This is a genomic window from Citrobacter freundii complex sp. CFNIH9 (assembly GCF_002903305.1).
Classification (GTDB): Bacteria; Pseudomonadota; Gammaproteobacteria; order Enterobacterales; family Enterobacteriaceae; genus Citrobacter; species Citrobacter portucalensis.
The window spans coordinates 4,935,722-4,954,210 of the sequence record NZ_CP026238.1; the positions used below are offsets into that span (position 1 = coordinate 4,935,722).

The 18,489-nt window shown below is 51.7% G+C and carries 22 protein-coding genes; 11 read left to right on the forward strand and 11 right to left on the reverse strand.

What is annotated here, in order from left to right; all coding sequences use genetic code 11:
• The first annotated feature begins 75 nt into the window (after positions 1-75).
• Positions 76-735: an AzlC family ABC transporter permease gene (locus tag C2U43_RS24865; RefSeq protein WP_048215195.1), complete on the forward strand. Its 660-nt coding sequence runs from the start codon at positions 76-78 to the stop codon at positions 733-735.
• Positions 735-1,058 carry an AzlD domain-containing protein gene (locus C2U43_RS24870; protein WP_003825260.1) on the forward strand — a complete coding sequence of 108 codons (324 nt, stop codon included), beginning with the start codon at positions 735-737 and terminating at the stop codon, positions 1,056-1,058. Before C2U43_RS24865 ends, C2U43_RS24870 begins: the two co-directional genes overlap by 1 nt.
• A gap of 42 nt (positions 1,059-1,100) precedes the next feature.
• On the opposite strand, the gene C2U43_RS24875 is transcribed toward C2U43_RS24870, so the two are convergent.
• Entirely contained in the window at positions 1,101-1,313 is a 213-nt protein-coding gene (locus C2U43_RS24875; RefSeq protein WP_003825262.1) for a DUF1471 domain-containing protein, read from the reverse strand.
• Positions 1,314-1,442: 129 nt separating this feature from the next.
• On the opposite strand from C2U43_RS24875, the gene C2U43_RS24880 reads away from it, so the two are divergent.
• Together C2U43_RS24880 and C2U43_RS24885 are read left to right on the forward strand one after the other, a co-directional pair.
• Positions 1,443-1,964 carry a Crp/Fnr family transcriptional regulator gene (locus tag C2U43_RS24880; protein WP_032945571.1) on the forward strand — a complete coding sequence of 174 codons (522 nt, stop codon included), beginning with the start codon at positions 1,443-1,445 and terminating at the stop codon, positions 1,962-1,964.
• Between the two features lie 58 nt (positions 1,965-2,022).
• Positions 2,023-2,529 (forward strand): YgjV family protein, encoded by a 507-nt coding sequence (locus C2U43_RS24885; protein ID WP_048237092.1) that lies wholly within the window; start codon positions 2,023-2,025, stop codon positions 2,527-2,529.
• Here the strand turns inward: C2U43_RS24885 and fdhD are convergent.
• Positions 2,496-3,332: a formate dehydrogenase accessory sulfurtransferase FdhD gene (gene fdhD / locus C2U43_RS24890; RefSeq protein WP_103285934.1), complete on the reverse strand. Its 837-nt coding sequence runs from the start codon at positions 3,330-3,332 to the stop codon at positions 2,496-2,498. The two genes, C2U43_RS24885 and fdhD, sit on opposite strands and share 34 nt — an antisense overlap.
• 194 nt (positions 3,333-3,526) lie before the next feature.
• On the opposite strand from fdhD, the gene fdnG reads away from it, so the two are divergent.
• The 4 genes from fdnG to fdhE are packed head-to-tail and all read left to right on the forward strand — an operon-like array spanning position 3,527 to position 9,050.
• Entirely contained in the window at positions 3,527-6,577 is a 3,051-nt protein-coding gene (fdnG, locus tag C2U43_RS24900; protein WP_158654566.1) for a formate dehydrogenase-N subunit alpha, read from the forward strand.
• 12 nt (positions 6,578-6,589) lie between these two features.
• Positions 6,590-7,492, forward strand: coding sequence for a formate dehydrogenase O subunit beta (fdoH, locus tag C2U43_RS24905; RefSeq protein WP_103285936.1), 903 nt, complete (start codon positions 6,590-6,592; stop codon positions 7,490-7,492).
• Complete coding sequence (gene fdoI, locus C2U43_RS24910) at positions 7,489-8,124, forward strand: formate dehydrogenase cytochrome b556 subunit (protein WP_003028686.1); 636 nt, start codon at positions 7,489-7,491, stop codon at positions 8,122-8,124. The genes fdoH and fdoI overlap by 4 nt, the downstream gene beginning before the upstream one ends.
• Complete coding sequence (gene fdhE / locus C2U43_RS24915; protein WP_003028685.1) at positions 8,121-9,050, forward strand: formate dehydrogenase accessory protein FdhE; 930 nt, start codon at positions 8,121-8,123, stop codon at positions 9,048-9,050. Before fdoI ends, fdhE begins: the two co-directional genes overlap by 4 nt.
• 43 nt (positions 9,051-9,093) lie before the next feature.
• On the opposite strand, the gene nadS is transcribed toward fdhE, so the two are convergent.
• A complete protein-coding gene (gene nadS, locus C2U43_RS24920; RefSeq protein ID WP_038635893.1) occupies positions 9,094-9,381 on the reverse strand; it encodes a NadS family protein in 288 nt (95 codons plus the stop codon).
• Complete coding sequence (locus C2U43_RS24925; RefSeq protein ID WP_048237094.1) at positions 9,382-9,693, reverse strand: hypothetical protein; 312 nt, start codon at positions 9,691-9,693, stop codon at positions 9,382-9,384.
• Positions 9,694-9,913: 220 nt separating this feature from the next.
• Between C2U43_RS24925 and C2U43_RS24930 the strand changes: the two genes are divergently transcribed.
• The 3 genes from C2U43_RS24930 to C2U43_RS24940 all read left to right on the forward strand — a co-directional run bounded on the left by C2U43_RS24930 (position 9,914) and on the right by C2U43_RS24940 (position 11,682).
• Positions 9,914-10,843 (forward strand): alpha/beta hydrolase, encoded by a 930-nt coding sequence (locus tag C2U43_RS24930; RefSeq protein ID WP_103285937.1) that lies wholly within the window; start codon positions 9,914-9,916, stop codon positions 10,841-10,843.
• Between the two features lie 84 nt (positions 10,844-10,927).
• Positions 10,928-11,239, forward strand: a complete 312-nt coding sequence (locus C2U43_RS24935) for a type II toxin-antitoxin system HigB family toxin (RefSeq protein WP_103285938.1) — start codon at positions 10,928-10,930, stop codon at positions 11,237-11,239.
• The gene (locus C2U43_RS24940) at positions 11,236-11,682 is read left to right on the forward strand and encodes a helix-turn-helix domain-containing protein (RefSeq protein WP_008786999.1); all 447 of its coding nucleotides are present in this window, start codon (positions 11,236-11,238) and stop codon (positions 11,680-11,682) included. Before C2U43_RS24935 ends, C2U43_RS24940 begins: the two co-directional genes overlap by 4 nt.
• Before the next feature lie 17 nt (positions 11,683-11,699).
• On the opposite strand, the gene fabY is transcribed toward C2U43_RS24940, so the two are convergent.
• From fabY to C2U43_RS24975, 7 genes are all read right to left on the reverse strand, one after another.
• On the reverse strand, positions 11,700-12,641 hold the full coding sequence (gene fabY / locus C2U43_RS24945) for a fatty acid biosynthesis protein FabY (protein ID WP_003825286.1): 942 nt from the start codon (positions 12,639-12,641) through the stop codon (positions 11,700-11,702).
• A 44-nt stretch (positions 12,642-12,685) separates the two neighbouring features.
• A complete protein-coding gene (gene dtd / locus C2U43_RS24950) occupies positions 12,686-13,123 on the reverse strand; it encodes a D-aminoacyl-tRNA deacylase (RefSeq protein ID WP_003825289.1) in 438 nt (145 codons plus the stop codon).
• Positions 13,120-13,992 carry a virulence factor BrkB family protein gene (locus tag C2U43_RS24955; RefSeq protein WP_008786998.1) on the reverse strand — a complete coding sequence of 291 codons (873 nt, stop codon included), beginning with the start codon at positions 13,990-13,992 and terminating at the stop codon, positions 13,120-13,122. The genes dtd and C2U43_RS24955 overlap by 4 nt, the downstream gene beginning before the upstream one ends.
• On the reverse strand, positions 13,986-14,585 hold the full coding sequence (gene yihX, locus C2U43_RS24960) for a glucose-1-phosphatase (protein ID WP_103285939.1): 600 nt from the start codon (positions 14,583-14,585) through the stop codon (positions 13,986-13,988). The genes C2U43_RS24955 and yihX overlap by 7 nt, the downstream gene beginning before the upstream one ends.
• Positions 14,586-14,675: 90 nt before the next feature.
• The gene (locus C2U43_RS24965) at positions 14,676-15,566 is read right to left on the reverse strand and encodes an aldose epimerase family protein (RefSeq protein ID WP_103285940.1); all 891 of its coding nucleotides are present in this window, start codon (positions 15,564-15,566) and stop codon (positions 14,676-14,678) included.
• Between the two features lie 30 nt (positions 15,567-15,596).
• Positions 15,597-16,922 (reverse strand): MFS transporter, encoded by a 1,326-nt coding sequence (locus C2U43_RS24970; protein ID WP_020996120.1) that lies wholly within the window; start codon positions 16,920-16,922, stop codon positions 15,597-15,599.
• 104 nt (positions 16,923-17,026) lie between these two features.
• Complete coding sequence (locus C2U43_RS24975; RefSeq protein WP_008786994.1) at positions 17,027-18,460, reverse strand: MFS transporter; 1,434 nt, start codon at positions 18,458-18,460, stop codon at positions 17,027-17,029.
• Between the last annotated feature and the right edge of the window lie 29 nt (positions 18,461-18,489).

An 18,489-nucleotide genomic window follows, 5' to 3' on the forward strand; every position in this document is an offset into this window, starting at 1 on the left:
ACGATTCGTTCGACTTGTAATATTGACTGGTCGCGTTCATTATAATGGAAATTCGTTCGATATGGCTAAAACGGTATGAAACATTATTTTTCCAGTCTCAAAGGCGACACGATAAAAGCAATATTTTTGGTCTGTCTGGCCGTCGGCGTAGTCGGCATGTCATACGGCTCGCTGGCGATGGCCTACGGCTTCCCGCTGTGGGTACCGTTTGTGCTTTCGATTACGGTACTGGCGGGTGCGTCCGAGTTTATGTTTATCGGTATCGTCGCCAGCGGCGGTAACCCACTGGCGGCGGCGGCTGCCGGTTTACTGGTCAACGCCCGACACGTGCCGTTTGGCGTCACGGTGCGCGATCTGGTGGGCTCGCGGGCTGCGAGTTTCCTCGGCTGTCATATCATGAACGACGAAAGCGTAGTCTTTGGCCTGTCGCAAAAAACGCCCGAACAACGTAAAGCCGCCTTCTGGCTGTGCGGTCTGGGCGTCGCGCTTTTCTGGCCTGTTGGCACACTGATCGGCGCGGGCGTCGGCAAACTGCTCCCCGCCCCGGAAACCATCGGTCTGGATGCCGTCTTCCCTGCAATTTTATTAGCCTTAGTGGTCCCGGCCTTTAAAAACCGCACCACGCTGATTCGCGCCTGTAGCGGCGCCGGGTTGTCGCTTGCCGCCATCCCCTTTGCGCCGGTCGGTTTACCTGTTCTGCTCTCACTGTTTGGCTTACTGACGAGGAAAAAATAATGGGCAACATGACGCTGTTTATCGTCGGTATCGCCATGTTATCTCTGGGAACATATTTAATGCGTTTAGGAGGAGCGAAGCTTGGGAGCCGTTTAGCGTTCTCGGAACGCTCGCAGGCGCTGCTTTCCGACGCCGCAACGGTATTACTGTTCTCCGTTGCGCTGGCGACTACCTTTTACGAAGGCGAACACTTCGCTGGCATGGCGCGCGTGCTGGGCGTGGCTTTTGCGGTATTTCTCGCATGGCGCAAGATGCCGCTAATCGTGGTGATCGTCGCTGCCGCAGTGGTGACCGCATTGCTGCGAATGGCGGGTATAAACTAAAAAAGCGCCTCAAGGGCGCTCTTTCGACAGTACTAAGGTATCTTATTTCAGCAGTTCGGCGGTCATGTGCACGCGGTTACCGGTGTATGCCTGAGTGATTTTGTAATCGCTGGCGCCTGCACGTTCAGCCTGAGCGGCGATTTTTGCTTCAGCGCTTTCCAGCGTAGAACCGGTTGCGGTCACTGTCTGAGCAGCGAAAGAACCGAAAGAAGTAGCCAGAGCGATAACTGCGACAAAAGTTTTGATGCTTTTCATGATATAGACCCTTTAACTTAGTTGTTTGAGTAAGGCACCGTGCCTTGATGTGATAAATAATAGGCTGATACCCGAACAACTGAAAGCGGAAGGATTTGCCAGTCTTATTCAAATTATTTGAGAGATAAGATGTTACGTAATCAGGAATCACAATGGCTTGCTGGCAGCCGTAGAAAAACGCAACTGGCGGGTAATTGGTTACTTCGTCAGGGTGAACCACAAAGTAAAATTCATCTTTTACATCATGGTGTGGCTCGTGCGGTTTATCACGCGGACAACGGCGTTGAAAGGGTTAAAGAGTTCTACTTTGCCGGGGAATACTGCTTTCTGTACCTGAACTGGCTAACTAACACACCTGCCGATTACAGCCTACAAATGATCGCCGCGGGAGAAACCACTGAAATACCCTTGGCTTTGCTTGATGCGCCGGAAAATCAGGATATTAAGACTCAGCTACTGGTCCAGCAATTGATCTACAAAGAGAAAAAAGAGCAAATGCTGCTGCTCAATACCCCAGAGCAACGCTATCAGTACGTACAAACACACTTCCCGGACTGGGAGTCACAGCTCACCCAGCGCGATCTTGCCAGCTATATCGGCATTACCCCCGTTAGCCTGTCCCGTATTCGCCAGCGTCTTAACAAAGGTTAACGCCTTACGGTGATGCGTCGATTATTGTCCCGTCACTCTTTAATAGATGGCGACCACAATGAACGCATTTCTTCTTTCTCAGATGCTGGCTGGCATCAGCTTCTTACTGGATATTTCCGCTTTTCATTTTCAACGCCGGGCTATCACTTTAACGCTGCTCACCAGTTCTACGTCTCTGTTAGCTATCCATTTCTATCTTTTGGATCAACACGCTGCGGCTGGGTTAATGATCATTGCCGCATGCCGCTACGCGACAGCCATAGTCACCTTTCACCGCTGGGTGATGTGGGGATTTATGCTAGGGTCGCTGCTGTGTAGCATTTATCTTTGGCAAAATCTGTCGAGTATTTTGCCGCTGATGGGAAGCCTGCTGATGACCTTTGCGTCATTTCAAAAACGCAGCGGAAAATTACGGGGATACACCTTGTGTGGCAGCCTGTGTTGGCTGCTGAACAATGTGATTGTTGGCTCGCCAGTTGCCGTAATCATGGAACTGGCATTTTCCGGCAGTATTCTGGCCGCCTGGTGGCGTCACTGCGCGACCAGACGTTGCGGATGCGTATAGATCGTCGCCCTGCCCGGTTTGCAAAAACCCACCAGCGTCAGGTTACAACGTTCGGCAACTTCCACGGCGAGCGTTGTCGCCGCAGAAACAGCAAACAGGATCTCCACACCGCACATCGCCGACTTCTGCACCATCTCATAACTGGCGCGGCTGGAGACTAATACCGCGCCCTGTTGCCAGGTTTCCCCTTCGATTGCACGTCGTCCCAGCAGTTTATCCAACGCAACATGACGTCCAACATCTTCATGCCCGCCCGCCAGATGACCTGACGGCTGTACCCAGGCAGCCGCGTGCGTGCAGCCTGTCAGTTGCCCCACGGGTTGAAAATCGTTGAGATGTCGTAAAGCGTTATCAAGATTCGCCAGATCGAATGTCTGGGTAAACGGCAGCGGCTGGACCGGCTTGCCAATGTCATTGAGCTGCTCCACGCCACAAACGCCGCAACCGGTGCGACCGGCCAGCGCGCGACGACGCTCCTTCAGCCCCATAAAGCGACGGCTGGACAGTTCAACCTGCACTTCCAATCCGTTGCAGGAAGGCACTACGTCCATTCCGTAGATATCCTGCGGGGACTCAATAATGCCTTCAGAAAGTGAAAAACCCACCGCGAAATGCTCAAGATCTTTCGGTGATGCCATCATCACCACGTGCGAAATCCCGTTGTATACCAGCGCTACAGGCACTTCTTCAGCTACCTCATCAGGCTGAGGATGTTGCAAATCCTCGCGTTTCCAGAGGGTCAACTGACGCGATCCTGTCAGAGATGTCACATTCTTGATGTTTTCTTGAATAATCTTATTCACTTTCTTTTAACCATATTGGAACACACATACCAACATTGTGGTATTCTTTACAAACCCCTCCTGGACGGAGGGAAATTCACCCAATTCTGGACCTTTGCGGTCCCGTCCGCAAAGAAAAATAACAACCACTTCCCTCGCGTTCGCGTTATAGAAAAGCGAAGGGAACGTGACAATGTCGAAACAAGGAGCGAACCATGCAGGTCAGCAGAAGGCAGTTCTTTAAGATCTGCGCTGGCGGTATGGCAGGCACCACGGCAGCGGCACTGGGCTTTGCACCCGGCGTAGCGCTCGCGGAAACACGGCAATATAAACTGCTGCGCACCCGCGAAACCCGTAACACCTGCACTTACTGTTCCGTTGGCTGTGGACTGTTAATGTACAGCCTCGGTGACGGCGCAAAAAACGCCAAAGCATCCATCTTCCATATCGAAGGGGACCCGGATCACCCGGTGAACCGTGGCGCGCTGTGCCCGAAAGGGGCAGGACTTGTGGACTTCATCCACTCCGAAAGCCGCCTGAAATTCCCGGAATATCGCGCACCAGGCTCAGATAAGTGGCAACAGATTAGCTGGGATGAGGCATTTGACCGCATCGCTAAGCTGATGAAAGAAGACCGCGACGCTAACTACGTTGCACAAAACGCTGAAGGCGTAACCGTTAACCGCTGGCTTTCCACCGGAATGCTGTGTGCTTCCGCTTCCAGTAACGAAACCGGCTATTTAACGCAAAAATTCTCCCGCGCGCTCGGTATGCTCGCGGTCGACAACCAGGCACGCGTCTGACACGGACCAACGGTAGCAAGTCTTGCTCCAACATTTGGTCGCGGTGCGATGACCAACCACTGGGTCGACATTAAAAACGCCAACCTCGTCGTGGTGATGGGCGGTAACGCCGCTGAAGCTCACCCGGTCGGATTCCGCTGGGCGATGGAAGCCAAAATTCACAACGGCGCGAAGCTGATTGTTATCGATCCACGCTTTACGCGAACCGCTGCGGTGGCTGATTTCTATGCGCCGATTCGTTCCGGTACTGACATTGCTTTCCTGTCAGGCGTTTTGCTGTACCTGCTGAACAACGAAAAATTCAACCGCGAATACACTGAGGCCTATACCAACGCCAGCCTGATCGTGCGTGAGGATTACGGTTTCGAAGATGGCCTGTTCACCGGCTACGACGCGGACAAACGCAAGTATGACAAAACCAGTTGGAACTACGAGCTGGATGAAAAAGGCTTCGCCAAACGCGATGTCACCCTGCAACATCCGCGCTGCGTGTGGAACCTGCTGAAACAGCACGTCTCCCGCTACACGCCGGACGTCGTAGAAAACATCTGCGGTACGCCAAAGGCCGACTTCCTGAAGGTCTGTGAGTACATCGCAGAAACCAGCGTCAAAGATAAAACCGCGTCGTTCCTGTACGCCCTGGGCTGGACGCAACACTCCGTGGGTGCACAGAACATCCGTACCATGGCGATGATCCAGTTGCTGCTTGGCAACATGGGGATGGCAGGCGGCGGTGTTAACGCCCTGCGCGGTCACTCCAACATTCAGGGCCTGACCGACTTAGGCCTGCTGTCACAAAGCCTGCCAGGTTATATGACGCTGCCAAGCGAGAAACAGACTGACCTGCAAACTTACCTTGCTGCCAACACGCCAAAACCGTTGCTGGAAGGTCAGGTGAACTACTGGGGCAACTACCCGAAATTCTTCGTTTCGATGATGAAAGCCTTCTTTGGCGATAAAGCAACAGCGGAAAACAGCTGGGGCTTCGACTGGCTGCCGAAGTGGGATAAAGGGTACGACGTCCTGCAGTACTTCGAGATGATGAACCAGGGCAAAGTGAATGGCTATATCTGCCAGGGCTTTAACCCGGTTGCGTCATTCCCGAATAAAAACAAAGTTGTGGCTTCACTGTCCAAACTGAAGTTCCTGGTCACTATCGACCCGCTCAACACCGAGACCTCCACCTTCTGGCAGAACCACGGTGAGTCGAATGATGTTGACCCGTCGAAAATCCAGACCGAAGTATTCCGTCTGCCGTCCACCTGCTTCGCCGAAGAGAACGGTTCTATCGTTAACTCCGGTCGCTGGCTGCAGTGGCACTGGAAAGGCGCGGATGCCCCGGGGATTGCCGTTACCGATGGCGAAATCCTCGCCGGTATCTTCCTGCGTCTGCGCAAGATGTATGCCGAGCAAGGTGGCGCGAACCCGGAACAGGTGCTGAGCATGACCTGGAACTACTCCACCCCGCACGAACCGGCTTCGGAAGAAGTGGCGATGGAGAGCAACGGTAAAGCGCTGGCCGACATTACCGACCCGGCAACCGGTGCGGTTATCGTCAAGAAAGGCCAACAGCTTAGCTCGTTCGCCCAACTGCGTGACGATGGCACGACCTCCAGCGGCTGCTGGATTTTTGCCGGTAGCTGGACGCCGGAAGGCAACCAGATGGCACGTCGCGATAACGCCGACCCGTCAGGCCTTGGTAATACGCTGGGCTGGGCCTGGGCATGGCCGCTGAACCGACGCATTCTGTATAACCGCGCCTCCGCTGATCCGCAGGGGAATCCGTGGGATCCAAAACGTCAGATCCTGAAATGGGATGGGGCGAAGTGGAGCGGGATGGATATTCCGGACTACAGCGCCGCCGCACCTGGCAGCAACGTAGGGCCGTTCATCATGCAGCCGGAAGGGATGGGGCGCCTGTTTGCTATCGATAAGATGGCGGAAGGTCCGTTCCCGGAACACTACGAGCCGTTTGAAACACCGCTGGGGACTAACCCACTGCACCCGAACGTTATCTCTAACCCTGCCGCGCGCATCTTTAAAGGTGACGAAGAAGCACTGGGTAAAGCAGATAAGTTCCCGTACGTCGGTACAACCTACCGTCTGACCGAGCACTTCCACTACTGGACCAAGCATGCGCTGCTGAATGCCATCGCTCAGCCGGAACAGTTTGTGGAAATTGGCGAGAAGCTGGCGAATAAGCTCGGTATCTCCCACGGCGATACCGTCAAAGTCTCCTCTAATCGCGGCTACATTAAGGCCAAGGCGGTGGTGACCAAACGTATTCGCACGCTGAAGGCTAACGGTAAGGATATCGACACAATCGGTATTCCGATTCACTGGGGCTACGAAGGTGTGGCGAAAAAAGGCTTTATCGCTAACACGTTAACGCCATTCGTCGGTGATGCGAACACGCAGACGCCGGAATTTAAGTCCTTCCTCGTGAACGTGGAAAAGGTGTAACGGAGACGACCTATGGCTTATCAATCGCAAGACATCATTCGTCGTTCCGCCACTAACGGTTTCACCCCCGCGCCTCAGGCGCGGGACCATCAGGAAGAAGTGGCGAAGCTTATCGACGTCACCACCTGTATCGGCTGTAAAGCGTGTCAGGTGGCGTGTTCTGAATGGAACGACATCCGTGATGAAGTGGGCAACAACGTTGGGGTGTACGACAACCCGGCTGATTTGACCGCCAAATCCTGGACGGTGATGCGCTTCTCGGAAGTGGAACAAAACGACAAACTGGAATGGCTTATCCGCAAGGATGGCTGTATGCACTGCGCCGATCCGGGATGCCTGAAGGCGTGTCCGGCTGAAGGCGCAATCATTCAGTATGCCAACGGTATCGTCGACTTCCAGTCTGAGCAGTGCATCGGCTGTGGCTACTGCATCGCGGGCTGCCCGTTCGACGTGCCGCGCCTCAATCCGGAAGACAACCGCGTCTACAAATGTACGTTGTGCGTTGACCGTGTTGTGGTCGGGCAAGAACCGGCCTGCGTGAAAACCTGCCCAACCGGCGCCATTCATTTCGGCACCAAAGAGTCGATGAAAACGCTGGCAGGCGAGCGCGTGGCGGAGCTGAAAACGCGTGGTTACGAAAACGCGGGTCTGTACGATCCGGCGGGTGTTGGCGGTACGCACGTAATGTACGTATTGCACCATGCGGACAAACCGAATCTGTATCACGGCCTGCCGGAGAACCCGGAGATCAGCGCAACCGTTAAGTTCTGGAAAGGCATCTGGAAACCCCTCGCAGCCGTCGGCTTTGCAGCGACATTTGCGGCCAGCATCTTCCACTACGTCGGCGTAGGCCCGAACCGTGCGGAAGAGGAAGAAGACAATCTGCATGATAAAGACGACGAGGTGCGCAAATGAAACGACGTGACACCATCGTGCGCTACACGGCGCCGGAACGCATCAACCACTGGATCACCGCCTTCTGCTTCATTCTGGCGGCGGTGAGCGGGATGGGCTTTCTCTTCCCGTCTTTTAACTGGCTGATGCACATCATGGGCACTCCACAACTGGCGCGAATTGTGCACCCGTTTGTCGGCGTGATCATGTTTGCCTCGTTTATCATCATGTTTTTCCGTTACTGGCACCACAATCTAATCAATCGGGATGATATCTTTTGGGCGAAGAATATTCGTAAGATTGTCGTCAACGAGGAAGTAGGTGACACGGGACGTTATAATTTCGGCCAGAAATGCGTATTCTGGGCGGCGATTATCTTCCTGGTCCTGTTGCTGGTGAGCGGAGTGGTCATCTGGCGTCCGTATTTTGCGCCTGCTTTCTCAATCCCGGTGATCCGATTCGCGTTAATGCTGCATTCATTTGCCGCAGTAGCGTTAATTGTGGTTATCATGGTGCACATTTACGCCGCCCTTTGGGTGAAAGGCACCATTACCGCGATGGTGGAAGGATGGGTTACCAGTTCATGGGCGAAGAAACATCACCCACGCTGGTACCGTGAAGTCCGCCAGAAACAGGAAAAGTCATCTGAATGAGTATTCGCATAATCCCGCAAGATGAGCTGGAGAAGAGCGAGAAACGCACGGCGGATATGATTCCGCCGTTATTATTCCCCAGACTCAAAAATTTGTATAACCGCCGCGCTGAGCGCCTGCGCGAGCTGGCCGAGAACAACCCGCTGGGCGACTACCTGCGCTTTGCCGCGCTGATTGCCCACGCGCAGGAAGTGGTGTTGTACGACCATCCGCTGCAGATGGATCTGACCGCTCGCATCAAAGAAGCGAACGATCAGGGCAAACCGCCGCTGGATATCCACGTTCTGCCACGCGACAAGCACTGGCAAAAACTGCTGCAATCGTTAATTGCTGAGCTGAAACCAGAAATGAGCGGCCCTGCGCTTGCCGTGATCGAAAATCTGGAAAAAGCCTCAGAGCAGGAACTGGAGCTGATGGCCAGCGCGCTGTTTGCCTCTGATTTCGCCTCCGTCAGCAGCGATAAAGCGCCGTTCATTTGGGCTGCCCTGTCGCTCTACTGGGCGCAGATGGCAAGCCTGATCCCCGGCAAAGCCCGTGCGGAATACGGTGAACAGCGTCAGTACTGCCCGGTGTGTGGTTCAATGCCGGTCTCCAGCATGGTGCAAATCGGTACCACTCAGGGGCTGCGTTATCTGCACTGCAACCTGTGTGAAACCGAGTGGCACGTGGTGCGCGTGAAATGCAGCAACTGCGAGCAAAGCCGTGATTTGAACTACTGGTCGCTGGATAACGAACAGGCGGCAATTAAAGCTGAAAGCTGCGGCGACTGTGGGACTTACCTGAAGATTCTCTATCAGGAAAAAGACCCTAAAGTTGAAGCCGTGGCTGACGATCTCGCTTCACTGATGCTGGACGCGCACATGGAGCAAGAGGGCTTTGCCCGCAGTTCCATCAACCCGTTCCTGTTCCCAGGTGAAGGGGAGTAAGTTTTAAGATCTTCCCCCGGCAATTGAACCAAACTGCCGGGGATTATCTTAGTGCCTGAATGACATGTTTTGGATCATTGGCAATAGCACGTAACAACGCTTTTGCTGGACCGGTCGGTGAACGACGCCCTTGCTCCCAATTTCGCAACGTATCCACGCTTACCGATATCAAATCTGCGAAACGAGTCTGTGATAATCCTGAAGACTGGCGAATTTCCTTTATTTTCATGGCGTCAATATGAAAGGTACGGGAAGGTTGTCGCGTTCCTTCAGCGATCTCATTCATCTGAACCATACTTTGAGTTAATCGCTCAAATAGTGCCTTATCCATTTACCACCTCTCATTCAACATACGCAGCAGCACTTTTTCTTGTGGAGTCAGATCATCCTTGATCCCTTTCTGATAAATCAGCAACAATCGAATTTGTGATTTTCTGATTTGATGAAAGTAAATAATCCTCACACCGCTACGTTTGCCTTTCCCTCGCGCTCTCCAGCGAACCTTTCTCAGTTCGCCCGTTTCTTGTATCAGATCGCCACAATCTGGCTGAATCGCAAGGAATATTTGTAATCTACGGTATTCATCATCATCCAGTAATTTTTTGACGTCTTCAGTGAAGATTTCCGTTTCTATGAATAGCATTTTGAGTACGCCATTGGACTATATTAATAGAAATTAACTATACGTCAATGGCGTATAGTGCATTTTCCTCACAATACAGAATTCAAACAGCAGAAACCAATGACGGTATTTAATCTGCGAACCACTTTCCAGAATCATAACCACCCCCATTTTTCCCATTTTCATTCTTAGTTATCCAGGTTATAAACCTGTATATCCATACAGATAAGGAGATGTGAAAATGGCACTGGAAAGCGGGATTGCACAGCTGGTTGAGGCATTTATCGCGGCGGGACGTCCTTCTTCGCGCGAGCAGAATATTGATGACCGGAGAGCAGGCTACATCGCCAGCACGGTACTGGCCGGAGACACTGAAACCCGCGTACAGGTTGAAGATATTGAACTCGATGCCATGATGTTTCGCGTAGTTTCGCCGCGGGGCAGCACGGGAAATCTCCCCTGCGTTATCTATTATCACGGCGGCTGCTTTGTCAGCGGCGGATTTACCACACATGATAACCAGCTAAGGCAGCTCGCGTGGTACAGCGGCTGTCGGGTCATTGCGGTGCAGTATCGCCTCGCACCAGAGCACATCTTCCCGGCAGCACATAACGATGCTGAATCGGGGGCCAATATTATCTGGAAGTATGCCAAGAAACTGGGAGTAGACCGGGACAACATTACGCTGGCTGGCGATAGCGCTGGCGGGCATCTGGCGCTGGTCACCGCACTACGCCTGAAAGCTACCAGGCAATGGCAACCTGCGCAGCTTATGCTGATCTACCCGATGCTGGATGCAACCGCCAGCTTTGCGAGCTATGACCATAATGGACAGGATTACATTATCACCCGCGACACACTCCTGTCGGGCTACGAGATGTATATGCCGCAAACCGATCCATTGCATCCCGAAGCCAGCCCGCTCTGGCGCGAAGACTTCAACGGTTTACCGCCCACGCACATCATTACAGCTGAATTCGACCCACTGCGAGATGAAGGTGAGGCCCTGTATCAACGGTTCCAGGAGCAGGGCGTGGATTGCACCTGCCAACGCTATCTCGGTGTTATCCACGGATTTTTCCAGCTAGCAGGGGTGAGTCAAGCGGCACGAAGCGCAATGCGGGATGTTGCCTGGCGCGCCATAAATTCTACAGCAATAAGACATGCTTAATTAATATAGTGTTTTCATCTTGTAAACTTAATTGCGTTGCGTTATTTTGTTTTCAGGTTGAAAACCTTGTAATGGAACTACACCGTGCATGTTATCAGCCGAAAACCTTTTAACGAGGCAATGCTCATGTATCCAAATCATCAGCTTGCTCTCGCTGATTTACTGAATGTTTTGGAGAAAAAAACATTCATTCAGCCTGAAGAGATGAAGCAGTATATTCCTTCACTGGATAATTTTAAGTACAGAGATAAATGGTGGGTGATTGATGTTTCTGGTAACAGCCTAAGACTCATCTCCTACATAGATTTCAGGTCACATAAGATATTTGTCAAACATATCGTTTCCCATGCCGAATATGACAAACTGACAGCATATTTTCGGGGTAATAAAGAATGAGAACGCATCGTCATATGGATACAGCCAGCGCAAAAAAGATTGTTGATACCTTCAGCGATGCGGTAAAAACCATCCCACTGTTGGGGGAAGACCGAAATGACACTGAGTATCGCAGGGCACTTGCGCTAGTGGAGTATCTGGTCGACCACGACGATCTTGAAAACCCACTATTTGAATTGCTCTGTGCCCGAATCAGTAAATATGAAAAACATGCGCCGGAATTCAAAGCACTCAACCAACACCTGGAGAAAACACCCTCTGGCGTTTCAGTATTGCGTACGCTCATGGACCAATACAGTCTCAAAGCAGCAGACCTTGCCAACGAACTCGGTTCAAAATCGAACGTCAGCAACATCTTAAATGGTCGCAGAGCACTGACTGTAAGCCATATTAAAGCGCTTGCAGAACGCTTTAATCTTCCGGCAGACGCATTCATCGAGTAGAGAAGATACCCTCTGACTTACTCTTCCTCGTTCCCGCCTTCTTCATATGCGCCAAACGGTTTTGCGGGTAGCACAATGTAGGTGCCTTCAAACACCACACCCGGCGTGTCGTCGCCAAATACCCCGACCTGCATCTGAACGCGCGCCTTACGACCTCTTGCCAGACGATCCAGGTCTCCGCTCAGCGAGCCCAGATCGGCGATGGCTGTAGGTTTCCCGGTGATCGGCCTGCTGTACCGTATATGCGCGTCAGCAAGGATTATCGTCCCGCCGAGATGACGCTCGCGCAGCATCAGCCAGATAAGCCCCCAGCCCGTTAGCGTCGCCAGGGAAAACAAGCTACCGGCAAACAGCGTATGGTGCGGGTTCTGATTGCCCGTCTCGGGCATCGTGGTGATAAACTTCTGCCCAGTATATTGCTGAATGCGAACACCCATTTTCTCACTCAATGGAATATGTTCGTACCAGGCTTGCTGTAGTTGTCCGCACCAGTCCCCACGATGGAGAATGTCGTCCAGCGTCGCGATGGGTTTAATCATCAAAAAGTGACGCACCGGCGTGGTTTGCGGCGTGGTGATTTCTCCCTGGCTCACAAACCCCAGCTTGGCGAAAAATTCGACCGCATCTTCACGGGCGCTACAGGTTACGCGCTTTACCCCTTCCTGACGCGCCACAGACTCCAGGGTCATCGCCATCAGCGTGCCCAACCCTTTCTCCTGCACGGAGGGGTCAACGGCCATAAAGCGTATGGAGGCTTCGTTATCCGCATTGATGTACAGACGTCCTACTGCGACCAGATTCCCCTCTTCGTCCACCACCATCTGGTGATGCGCCATCGCATCCCAGGCATCCCGTTCGGAGCCTTTAGGCTGGTGCAACGGTTTACGCAGCATCTCCCAGCGAAACTGGTAGTAACGCTCCAATTCTTCTTCTGTTTGCGGTACTCGAAGGTGATACATCGTCGTATTCTCTCTTGTTGTCCGCGGCCACACCGGTAGCTGGTTCATACTTGTAACCAGAACGTCACGGGGCCATCATTAACCAGTGAAACCTGCATATCCGCAGCGAATCGACCGGTTTGCGTATTCATTTCCTGTTGGCGGCAACGCTCAACAAAGTACTCATACAGCGCCTCTGCACGATCGGGCGCAGCCCCTTTTGAAAACCCCGGGCGCATGCCGCGTTCGGTATCTGCCGCCAGCGTGAACTGTGAAACCACCAGCACGCTGCCCCCTGACTGCTGCACGTTAAGGTTCATTTTGCCTTCGGCATCGCTAAAGATTCGATAGCCGAGTACGCGCTCGCACAGGCGGTTCGCTTTCTGTTCGTCATCATCCCTTTCGACACCTAACAGGACCAAAAGTCCTGGGCCAATTTCACCCGTCACCTCGCCCTCCACGGTGACGCTGGCACGGGTTACGCGCTGAATTAATGCAATCATGGTTGCTCTGCTTCTTCTTGTTCTGCGGCTTGTTTAAGTTTGCGGTATTCCCCGAGAGTGACAGTTATTTCCGCGCCTAGCAAGACGATACACCAGGTCCAGTATACCCAGACGAATAAAATGGGGATCACAGCCAGGACACCGTAAATGAGCTGATAAGACGGGAACATCGTGATATAGAGCGCAAATCCTTTCTTTCCGGTTTCGAACAACACAGCGGCCACAAAGGCGCCAATAACCGCATCACGGTTAGGTACACGTGTAGTCGGTACGATGCTGTAAAGCAGCCAGAAAGAGAGCCAGGAGAGCACCAGCGGGAAAATACGCAGGACGTTATCGATCACCGTATTGAGATCGCTGGCCCAGCGCAATGACAACAGATAAGAGCTGATCGCCAGACTAGCCCCCGCCAGCAGCGGCCCCAGCGTTAAAATCATCCAGTAGACGGCGAAAGAGTAAACTTTGGGGCGAGTACGCTTGCTGCGCCAGATAGTATTCAGCGCGTTATCAATGGAATACATCAGTAATAGCGCTGTCACAATCAGCCCGCACGCCCCAACGGCCGTCATTTTGTTCGAGTTGGCAACGAATTGTTCGATATAACGCTGAATGACATCTCCCGTCGCCGGGATAAAGTTTGCGAAAATGAAATGACGTAGCTGGACGCTGACGTCAGAAAACATCGGAAATGCAGCGAAAAGCGCAAAAACTACGGCAATAAGCGGCACTAATGAGAGCAATGAGACATAGGCAAGATTCCCTGCCAGCGTCGTCATGTTGTCCTCATCAATCCGCTGCCATAGTAGCTTCAGCCAGGCCCGAACAGGACGCGTATGGTGCCTGGCTTGTTGCTGAACATTTTTTAGCATAGCAACTTCGCGAAATAGTCCGGAATGGTCATTTTATCGACAACCTGGATGCTGGTAATCCCTAACCGATTAGCCCCTTCAATATTATCGGCGTTGTCGTCGAAAAATACCGCCTCATGCGCAGAAAAACCTTCAGACTGCAGGACATGCTGGTAAATCCGCGCTTCCGGTTTACGCATGCCCAGATCCTGGGAAAGGTAAATATGGTCAGCAGCCTGACGGATTTCGGGGTATTCGTCCGGCCAAAACGTTGTGTGCAGACGGTTAGTATTCGACAAGACGACCACCCGATGCCCCTGCTCACGCAGATTTTGCATGATGTCGATGACTTCAGGACGCAAGGCAACAAAAACGGCCTGCCAGCCGTGGGAGAACTGCTCATAGCTTAGCGGTAGCGCCATGTCATGACATAGCGCTTCGGCAAAGGCTTCATCCGTTATTTCACCTCGCTCGTGCTGGTGAAAAGCCTCTCCCATGGTGAAACTTTGCTTTAACGAAGCCAGCGGTACACGGCTCAGATCGCTCCAAGTACCTAACACGCGATTGAAGTCGATATCGACAATCACATTACCCAAATCAAAGATATAGAGCATGCCCTTCTCCTTATTCGCCGTGGATGAATAACTGTAGCGGGAAAGGAGAAGTTTGACTATGAGTCCCTGTCGGGATTATTGGCTAAGCCATCAGAATTCCTGTGTAAATTGCCAGCGCGACTCAATCACCAACGGAAGACCTGCACTGACAAACTGCGGTGTCCTATTTATCGCATTTGGCGCCTGAGTAAGCGGATTGACACATGTTGCGTCGGGCTGTTTGTCAAAAACGACTAGGCTTTGCGCACTCGATGTCATCGTCATACTCAGCTTACCTGGCCACTGTAATCTGACATTGAGACCATCATTAAAACCAAAGCAGTCATCCCACGGGCCTGATTGTGGGGGGATTTTATTACCTGTTGGTAACTCATTATTCCCGGCTTCTTCCTGCCAGTCGGCCTTAAAACATACCAGTAATTCATCTTCTTCATTCTGCTGGCCCAGTTGTTTTGCAAACCAGGGGTGCCATCCAGCAGATGCCGGAAAAGTTTCAGACATGGTGTGAATTTCAAGTCGCAGAATTAACGCATCGTCTTCAAGAGTCATCGTCTGCAGGACCTCTCCTTCCCAGGGCCAAGGAGCGCCCAGTGGCATGCGCAGTTTCAAGGTATCCGCTTTATGTTCGACAATTTCCCATGATGAATAACAGGCCATACCATGTAGAGCATGAGGCGGTTTGTTAGCAGGTAATACGTACTGTTTCTCCCCCACGGTCAATGTTGCATCGCCAAGGCGGCCTGCCCAAGGAACCATAGGAAAGCAGCCATACTGAAATGCTTTACGCTGTGGCTCCCATTGACGTAACACTTCAAAACCAAACGCCTGAAGCGAGGTGATTCTGGCACCATCGCGCGGAAAAATTTGCAGACGTAGATGTCCTTTTTCCAGAAAAATAGGTTGGCCGATCGGTCCCGGCCAGGCGGTATCAAAAGCACGTTGTAATGCTTGATAATGCTCAGTATTCAATTCATTGTTCATGTTATTGCTCTCTGATATTTCGGTAAGAAGTTAAATGTTATTAGCGTCATTTTTATTGTCTGAATGTGGCTCGATAAGCCAGACGCAACTGAATGAAAGTATTGAGATAACAAACAGAAACAGTGCTACATACCACGGTTTCCCGCCTCCCAGCGCCAACAAGCTGGAGGCAATGAGCGGGCTTAACCCACCCAGAATTGCTGAGAACTGATAGGCAAAGGAAAGACCCGTATAGCGCACTCGTGTTCCGAACATACGGGTAAATAAGGTGGGCTGTACTGCAAACATCATCGTTGGCCCCAGGTTATAGCCAAGGATCATGCAGCACCAGATGATAAGTGTGCTTTTCGTATCCAGCAGCAGGAAGAATGGGAATGCAAAAAGGATGCAAAAACCAGCGCCAAATAAATACATCTTCCGTTGCCCAACGCGGTCAGAGATCCAACCAATTAATGGACAACACACAATGCCAATGGCTGAGGCGATTAGCATGCCGTTGAGTGGAATATCCCTTGATAATGCCAACTGGCTGGAAATATAGACAATACCAAAGGCATTAATGATGTTCGACGAAACGCTCTCCGCCAGCCTGGCCCCTAGCGCTAACAGAATATTCCGTGGATGCTTACGGAAAAGTTCAATCAACGGTGGTGCTGATTGTTCCTGTGAGACAGCCGTTTTTTGTTTTTTAAAATCCAGTGTTTCTTCAGTATGTAACCGTATGAACATCCCAACAATTAACATGATGGCAGATAGCCAAAAAGGGATACGCCATCCCCAGGCCAGAAACTCTTCCTGAGTCAGGAAGTGATTGCATAATGCAAACACCCCTGTCGCCAGCATTATCCCAACTGAGGCTGCCGTTTGTGGGAGCGAACCTAAAAACCCGCGCTTCGCCTCAGGCGCAGATTCAATAGTCATCAATGCAGCCCCGCCATATTCCCCACCCAGACCGAACCCCTGAACCAGGCGCAGAACCATCAATATGATCGGGGCCCAGATACCAATATCCTGGTATGTTGGAATGAAACCGATTAAAAACGTTGAGGAACCAACTATCGCTAACGTCCAAATCAACGTTATTTTGCGACCGACTTTATCGCCAAAGTGGCCAAAAACAATGCCTCCAAGCGGACGTGACAGAAAACCCACACCAAAGGTGGCGAATGCGGCGATTAAACCAATAAAAGGATCGCTATCAGGGAAAAACAGGGGAGCAAAGACTAGCCCTGCCGCCGTTCCGAAAATAAAAAAATCGTACCATTCCATCAACGCGCCAGCGAAACTGCCCATGACAACGCGTCTCATGGCTTTGCCGGATAGCTCTTTCCCTGGTACATGTTCTATTTCAGCCATAATTTTCCTCTCCGGGTCGGCGAGAAATCTGCGCAATAAAATCACTAAAAAAGCGGCGGATTTATACGAAAAAGCGCGTCGACATGTTGCGACGCGCTTGCTTGTTATTTATCCAGCTCAGCCAGTACCTCAGCGTCTTCAGCGTCAACGTTTGCACCAAGTGGTTCCCACTTAATCAACACGCATGTCAGGAAGCCGAGAAAAGGAACAATTGCCAGCCAATAGAACGCTTCTGTCTTTAATGCACCCCACAACATAGGCCAGAAAATAAGTCCGGCAATCGCCCCAGTACGCATAATTGCACGAGCAAATCCTACGCCTGTCGGGCGAATAGATGGCGGATAAGAAAGTGTGGCAATGGTCATTCCCAGGCCGCCCGGGCCCGCTGAATGGAAGAAAATGATTGCGCCCAACAAACCTAAAGAAAGCCATGGGTTGGTGGTTGCTAATGCACCTAAAGCCAGTAATGCAACCGTTACGACGGCGAAACCATACATCGACTGAAGGCGAGTTCCCAAACGCTGGAGGATAAGAGAACCAATCAATCCACCTGTAATGCCACACAGGGCATTCACTACCGCAGAACCGCTAAGAGCCCCGGTTAATCCACCGCTCAGTATTCCCGCCAAAGTCAGCGGTAAATAAACACCCACGGCGTTATATTGCCAGGCTTGCATCGTCGCCACAACGCAGCCGAGAATAGTGCGTTTGCGATAACGTGAGTTAAATAAAATCCCATAGCCGCCATGAAACTTACTTTCTGTTTTTTCAGCAGAAAAATCATCGTTTTTTGGTTTGGCAGCAACGCGAGCATGAACACCATAGCGTTTAGCCAGAATATCGCAGGCTTTATCATAACGTCCGACTCGTGCGGCCCACATTGCAGACTCACCGATGAAGAAATAACGCAGAATCATGATAATGACGGCAAAAATAGCACCAATGAAAATACCATAGCGCCATAATTGCTCTTCCGCGATACCCGACAACAACAGTGGAAGCAGCACAAGATAGACAACCGTAGTTGATACATACCAAGCCATTTGCCAGAGATTAACTGACGAACCGGTTTTCTTAGATGTTGAGCCGCGTAGTTCTGCCACCGCATTTGTTGCCAGCGGGAAATCAATACCCAAGCCAAATCCCATGATTACGCGACACACCAGCACCCACCAGATGTTCGGGGCTATCGCGACAGCTGCGGCACCTATTGTGCACAGGCCCATTCCGATGATAAATGCACGCTTTTGACCAAAGCGGTTAATCACACGGTTCGCCAGTAATCCACCAATCAGGGCGGCGACTAAAACAGAGGCGTTAACCGTCGCCGCCAGCCCCGGTGAAATACCAAATTGCAATGCGATATATTTATTACCAAAACCCACCATCGCCGCCTGATAGGCATCAATTAGAATGCCACCAAGAGCGATAAAAATGACGCCGACACTGGTGTTTACTGCTGAATGTTTATTAACAATATCAATCACGTCCTGGGGACGACCGATCGAGTAAGGTGTAGGACTGGTGATGTGACTCATCGCAGCATCCTTTTTCATTGTTGTAGGAT

Excerpts from the sequence above, each read along its gene's own strand:
- fdoH (WP_103285936.1), top strand. The coding sequence starts at position 6,590 with ATGGCTTATCAATCGCAAGACATCATTCGTCGTTCCGCCACTAACGGT.
- C2U43_RS24965 (WP_103285940.1), bottom strand. The coding sequence starts at position 15,566 with ATGAACAATGAATTGAATACTGAGCATTATCAAGCATTACAACGTGCT.
- C2U43_RS24865 (WP_048215195.1), top strand. The coding sequence starts at position 76 with ATGAAACATTATTTTTCCAGTCTCAAAGGCGACACGATAAAAGCAATA.
- C2U43_RS24975 (WP_008786994.1), bottom strand. The coding sequence starts at position 18,460 with ATGAGTCACATCACCAGTCCTACACCTTACTCGATCGGTCGTCCCCAG.
- C2U43_RS24885 (WP_048237092.1), top strand. The coding sequence starts at position 2,023 with ATGAACGCATTTCTTCTTTCTCAGATGCTGGCTGGCATCAGCTTCTTA.
- C2U43_RS24875 (WP_003825262.1), bottom strand. The coding sequence starts at position 1,313 with ATGAAAAGCATCAAAACTTTTGTCGCAGTTATCGCTCTGGCTACTTCT.
- C2U43_RS24940 (WP_008786999.1), top strand. The coding sequence starts at position 11,236 with ATGAGAACGCATCGTCATATGGATACAGCCAGCGCAAAAAAGATTGTT.
- C2U43_RS24870 (WP_003825260.1), top strand. The coding sequence starts at position 735 with ATGGGCAACATGACGCTGTTTATCGTCGGTATCGCCATGTTATCTCTG.
- dtd (WP_003825289.1), bottom strand. The coding sequence starts at position 13,123 with ATGATTGCATTAATTCAGCGCGTAACCCGTGCCAGCGTCACCGTGGAG.
- C2U43_RS24970 (WP_020996120.1), bottom strand. The coding sequence starts at position 16,922 with ATGGCTGAAATAGAACATGTACCAGGGAAAGAGCTATCCGGCAAAGCC.
- fabY (WP_003825286.1), bottom strand. The coding sequence starts at position 12,641 with ATGTATCACCTTCGAGTACCGCAAACAGAAGAAGAATTGGAGCGTTAC.
- fdhE (WP_003028685.1), top strand. The coding sequence starts at position 8,121 with ATGAGTATTCGCATAATCCCGCAAGATGAGCTGGAGAAGAGCGAGAAA.
- C2U43_RS24955 (WP_008786998.1), bottom strand. The coding sequence starts at position 13,992 with ATGCTAAAAAATGTTCAGCAACAAGCCAGGCACCATACGCGTCCTGTT.
- C2U43_RS24880 (WP_032945571.1), top strand. The coding sequence starts at position 1,443 with ATGTTACGTAATCAGGAATCACAATGGCTTGCTGGCAGCCGTAGAAAA.
- yihX (WP_103285939.1), bottom strand. The coding sequence starts at position 14,585 with ATGCTCTATATCTTTGATTTGGGTAATGTGATTGTCGATATCGACTTC.
- C2U43_RS24930 (WP_103285937.1), top strand. The coding sequence starts at position 9,914 with ATGGCACTGGAAAGCGGGATTGCACAGCTGGTTGAGGCATTTATCGCG.
- nadS (WP_038635893.1), bottom strand. The coding sequence starts at position 9,381 with ATGGATAAGGCACTATTTGAGCGATTAACTCAAAGTATGGTTCAGATG.
- C2U43_RS24925 (WP_048237094.1), bottom strand. The coding sequence starts at position 9,693 with ATGCTATTCATAGAAACGGAAATCTTCACTGAAGACGTCAAAAAATTA.
- fdoI (WP_003028686.1), top strand. The coding sequence starts at position 7,489 with ATGAAACGACGTGACACCATCGTGCGCTACACGGCGCCGGAACGCATC.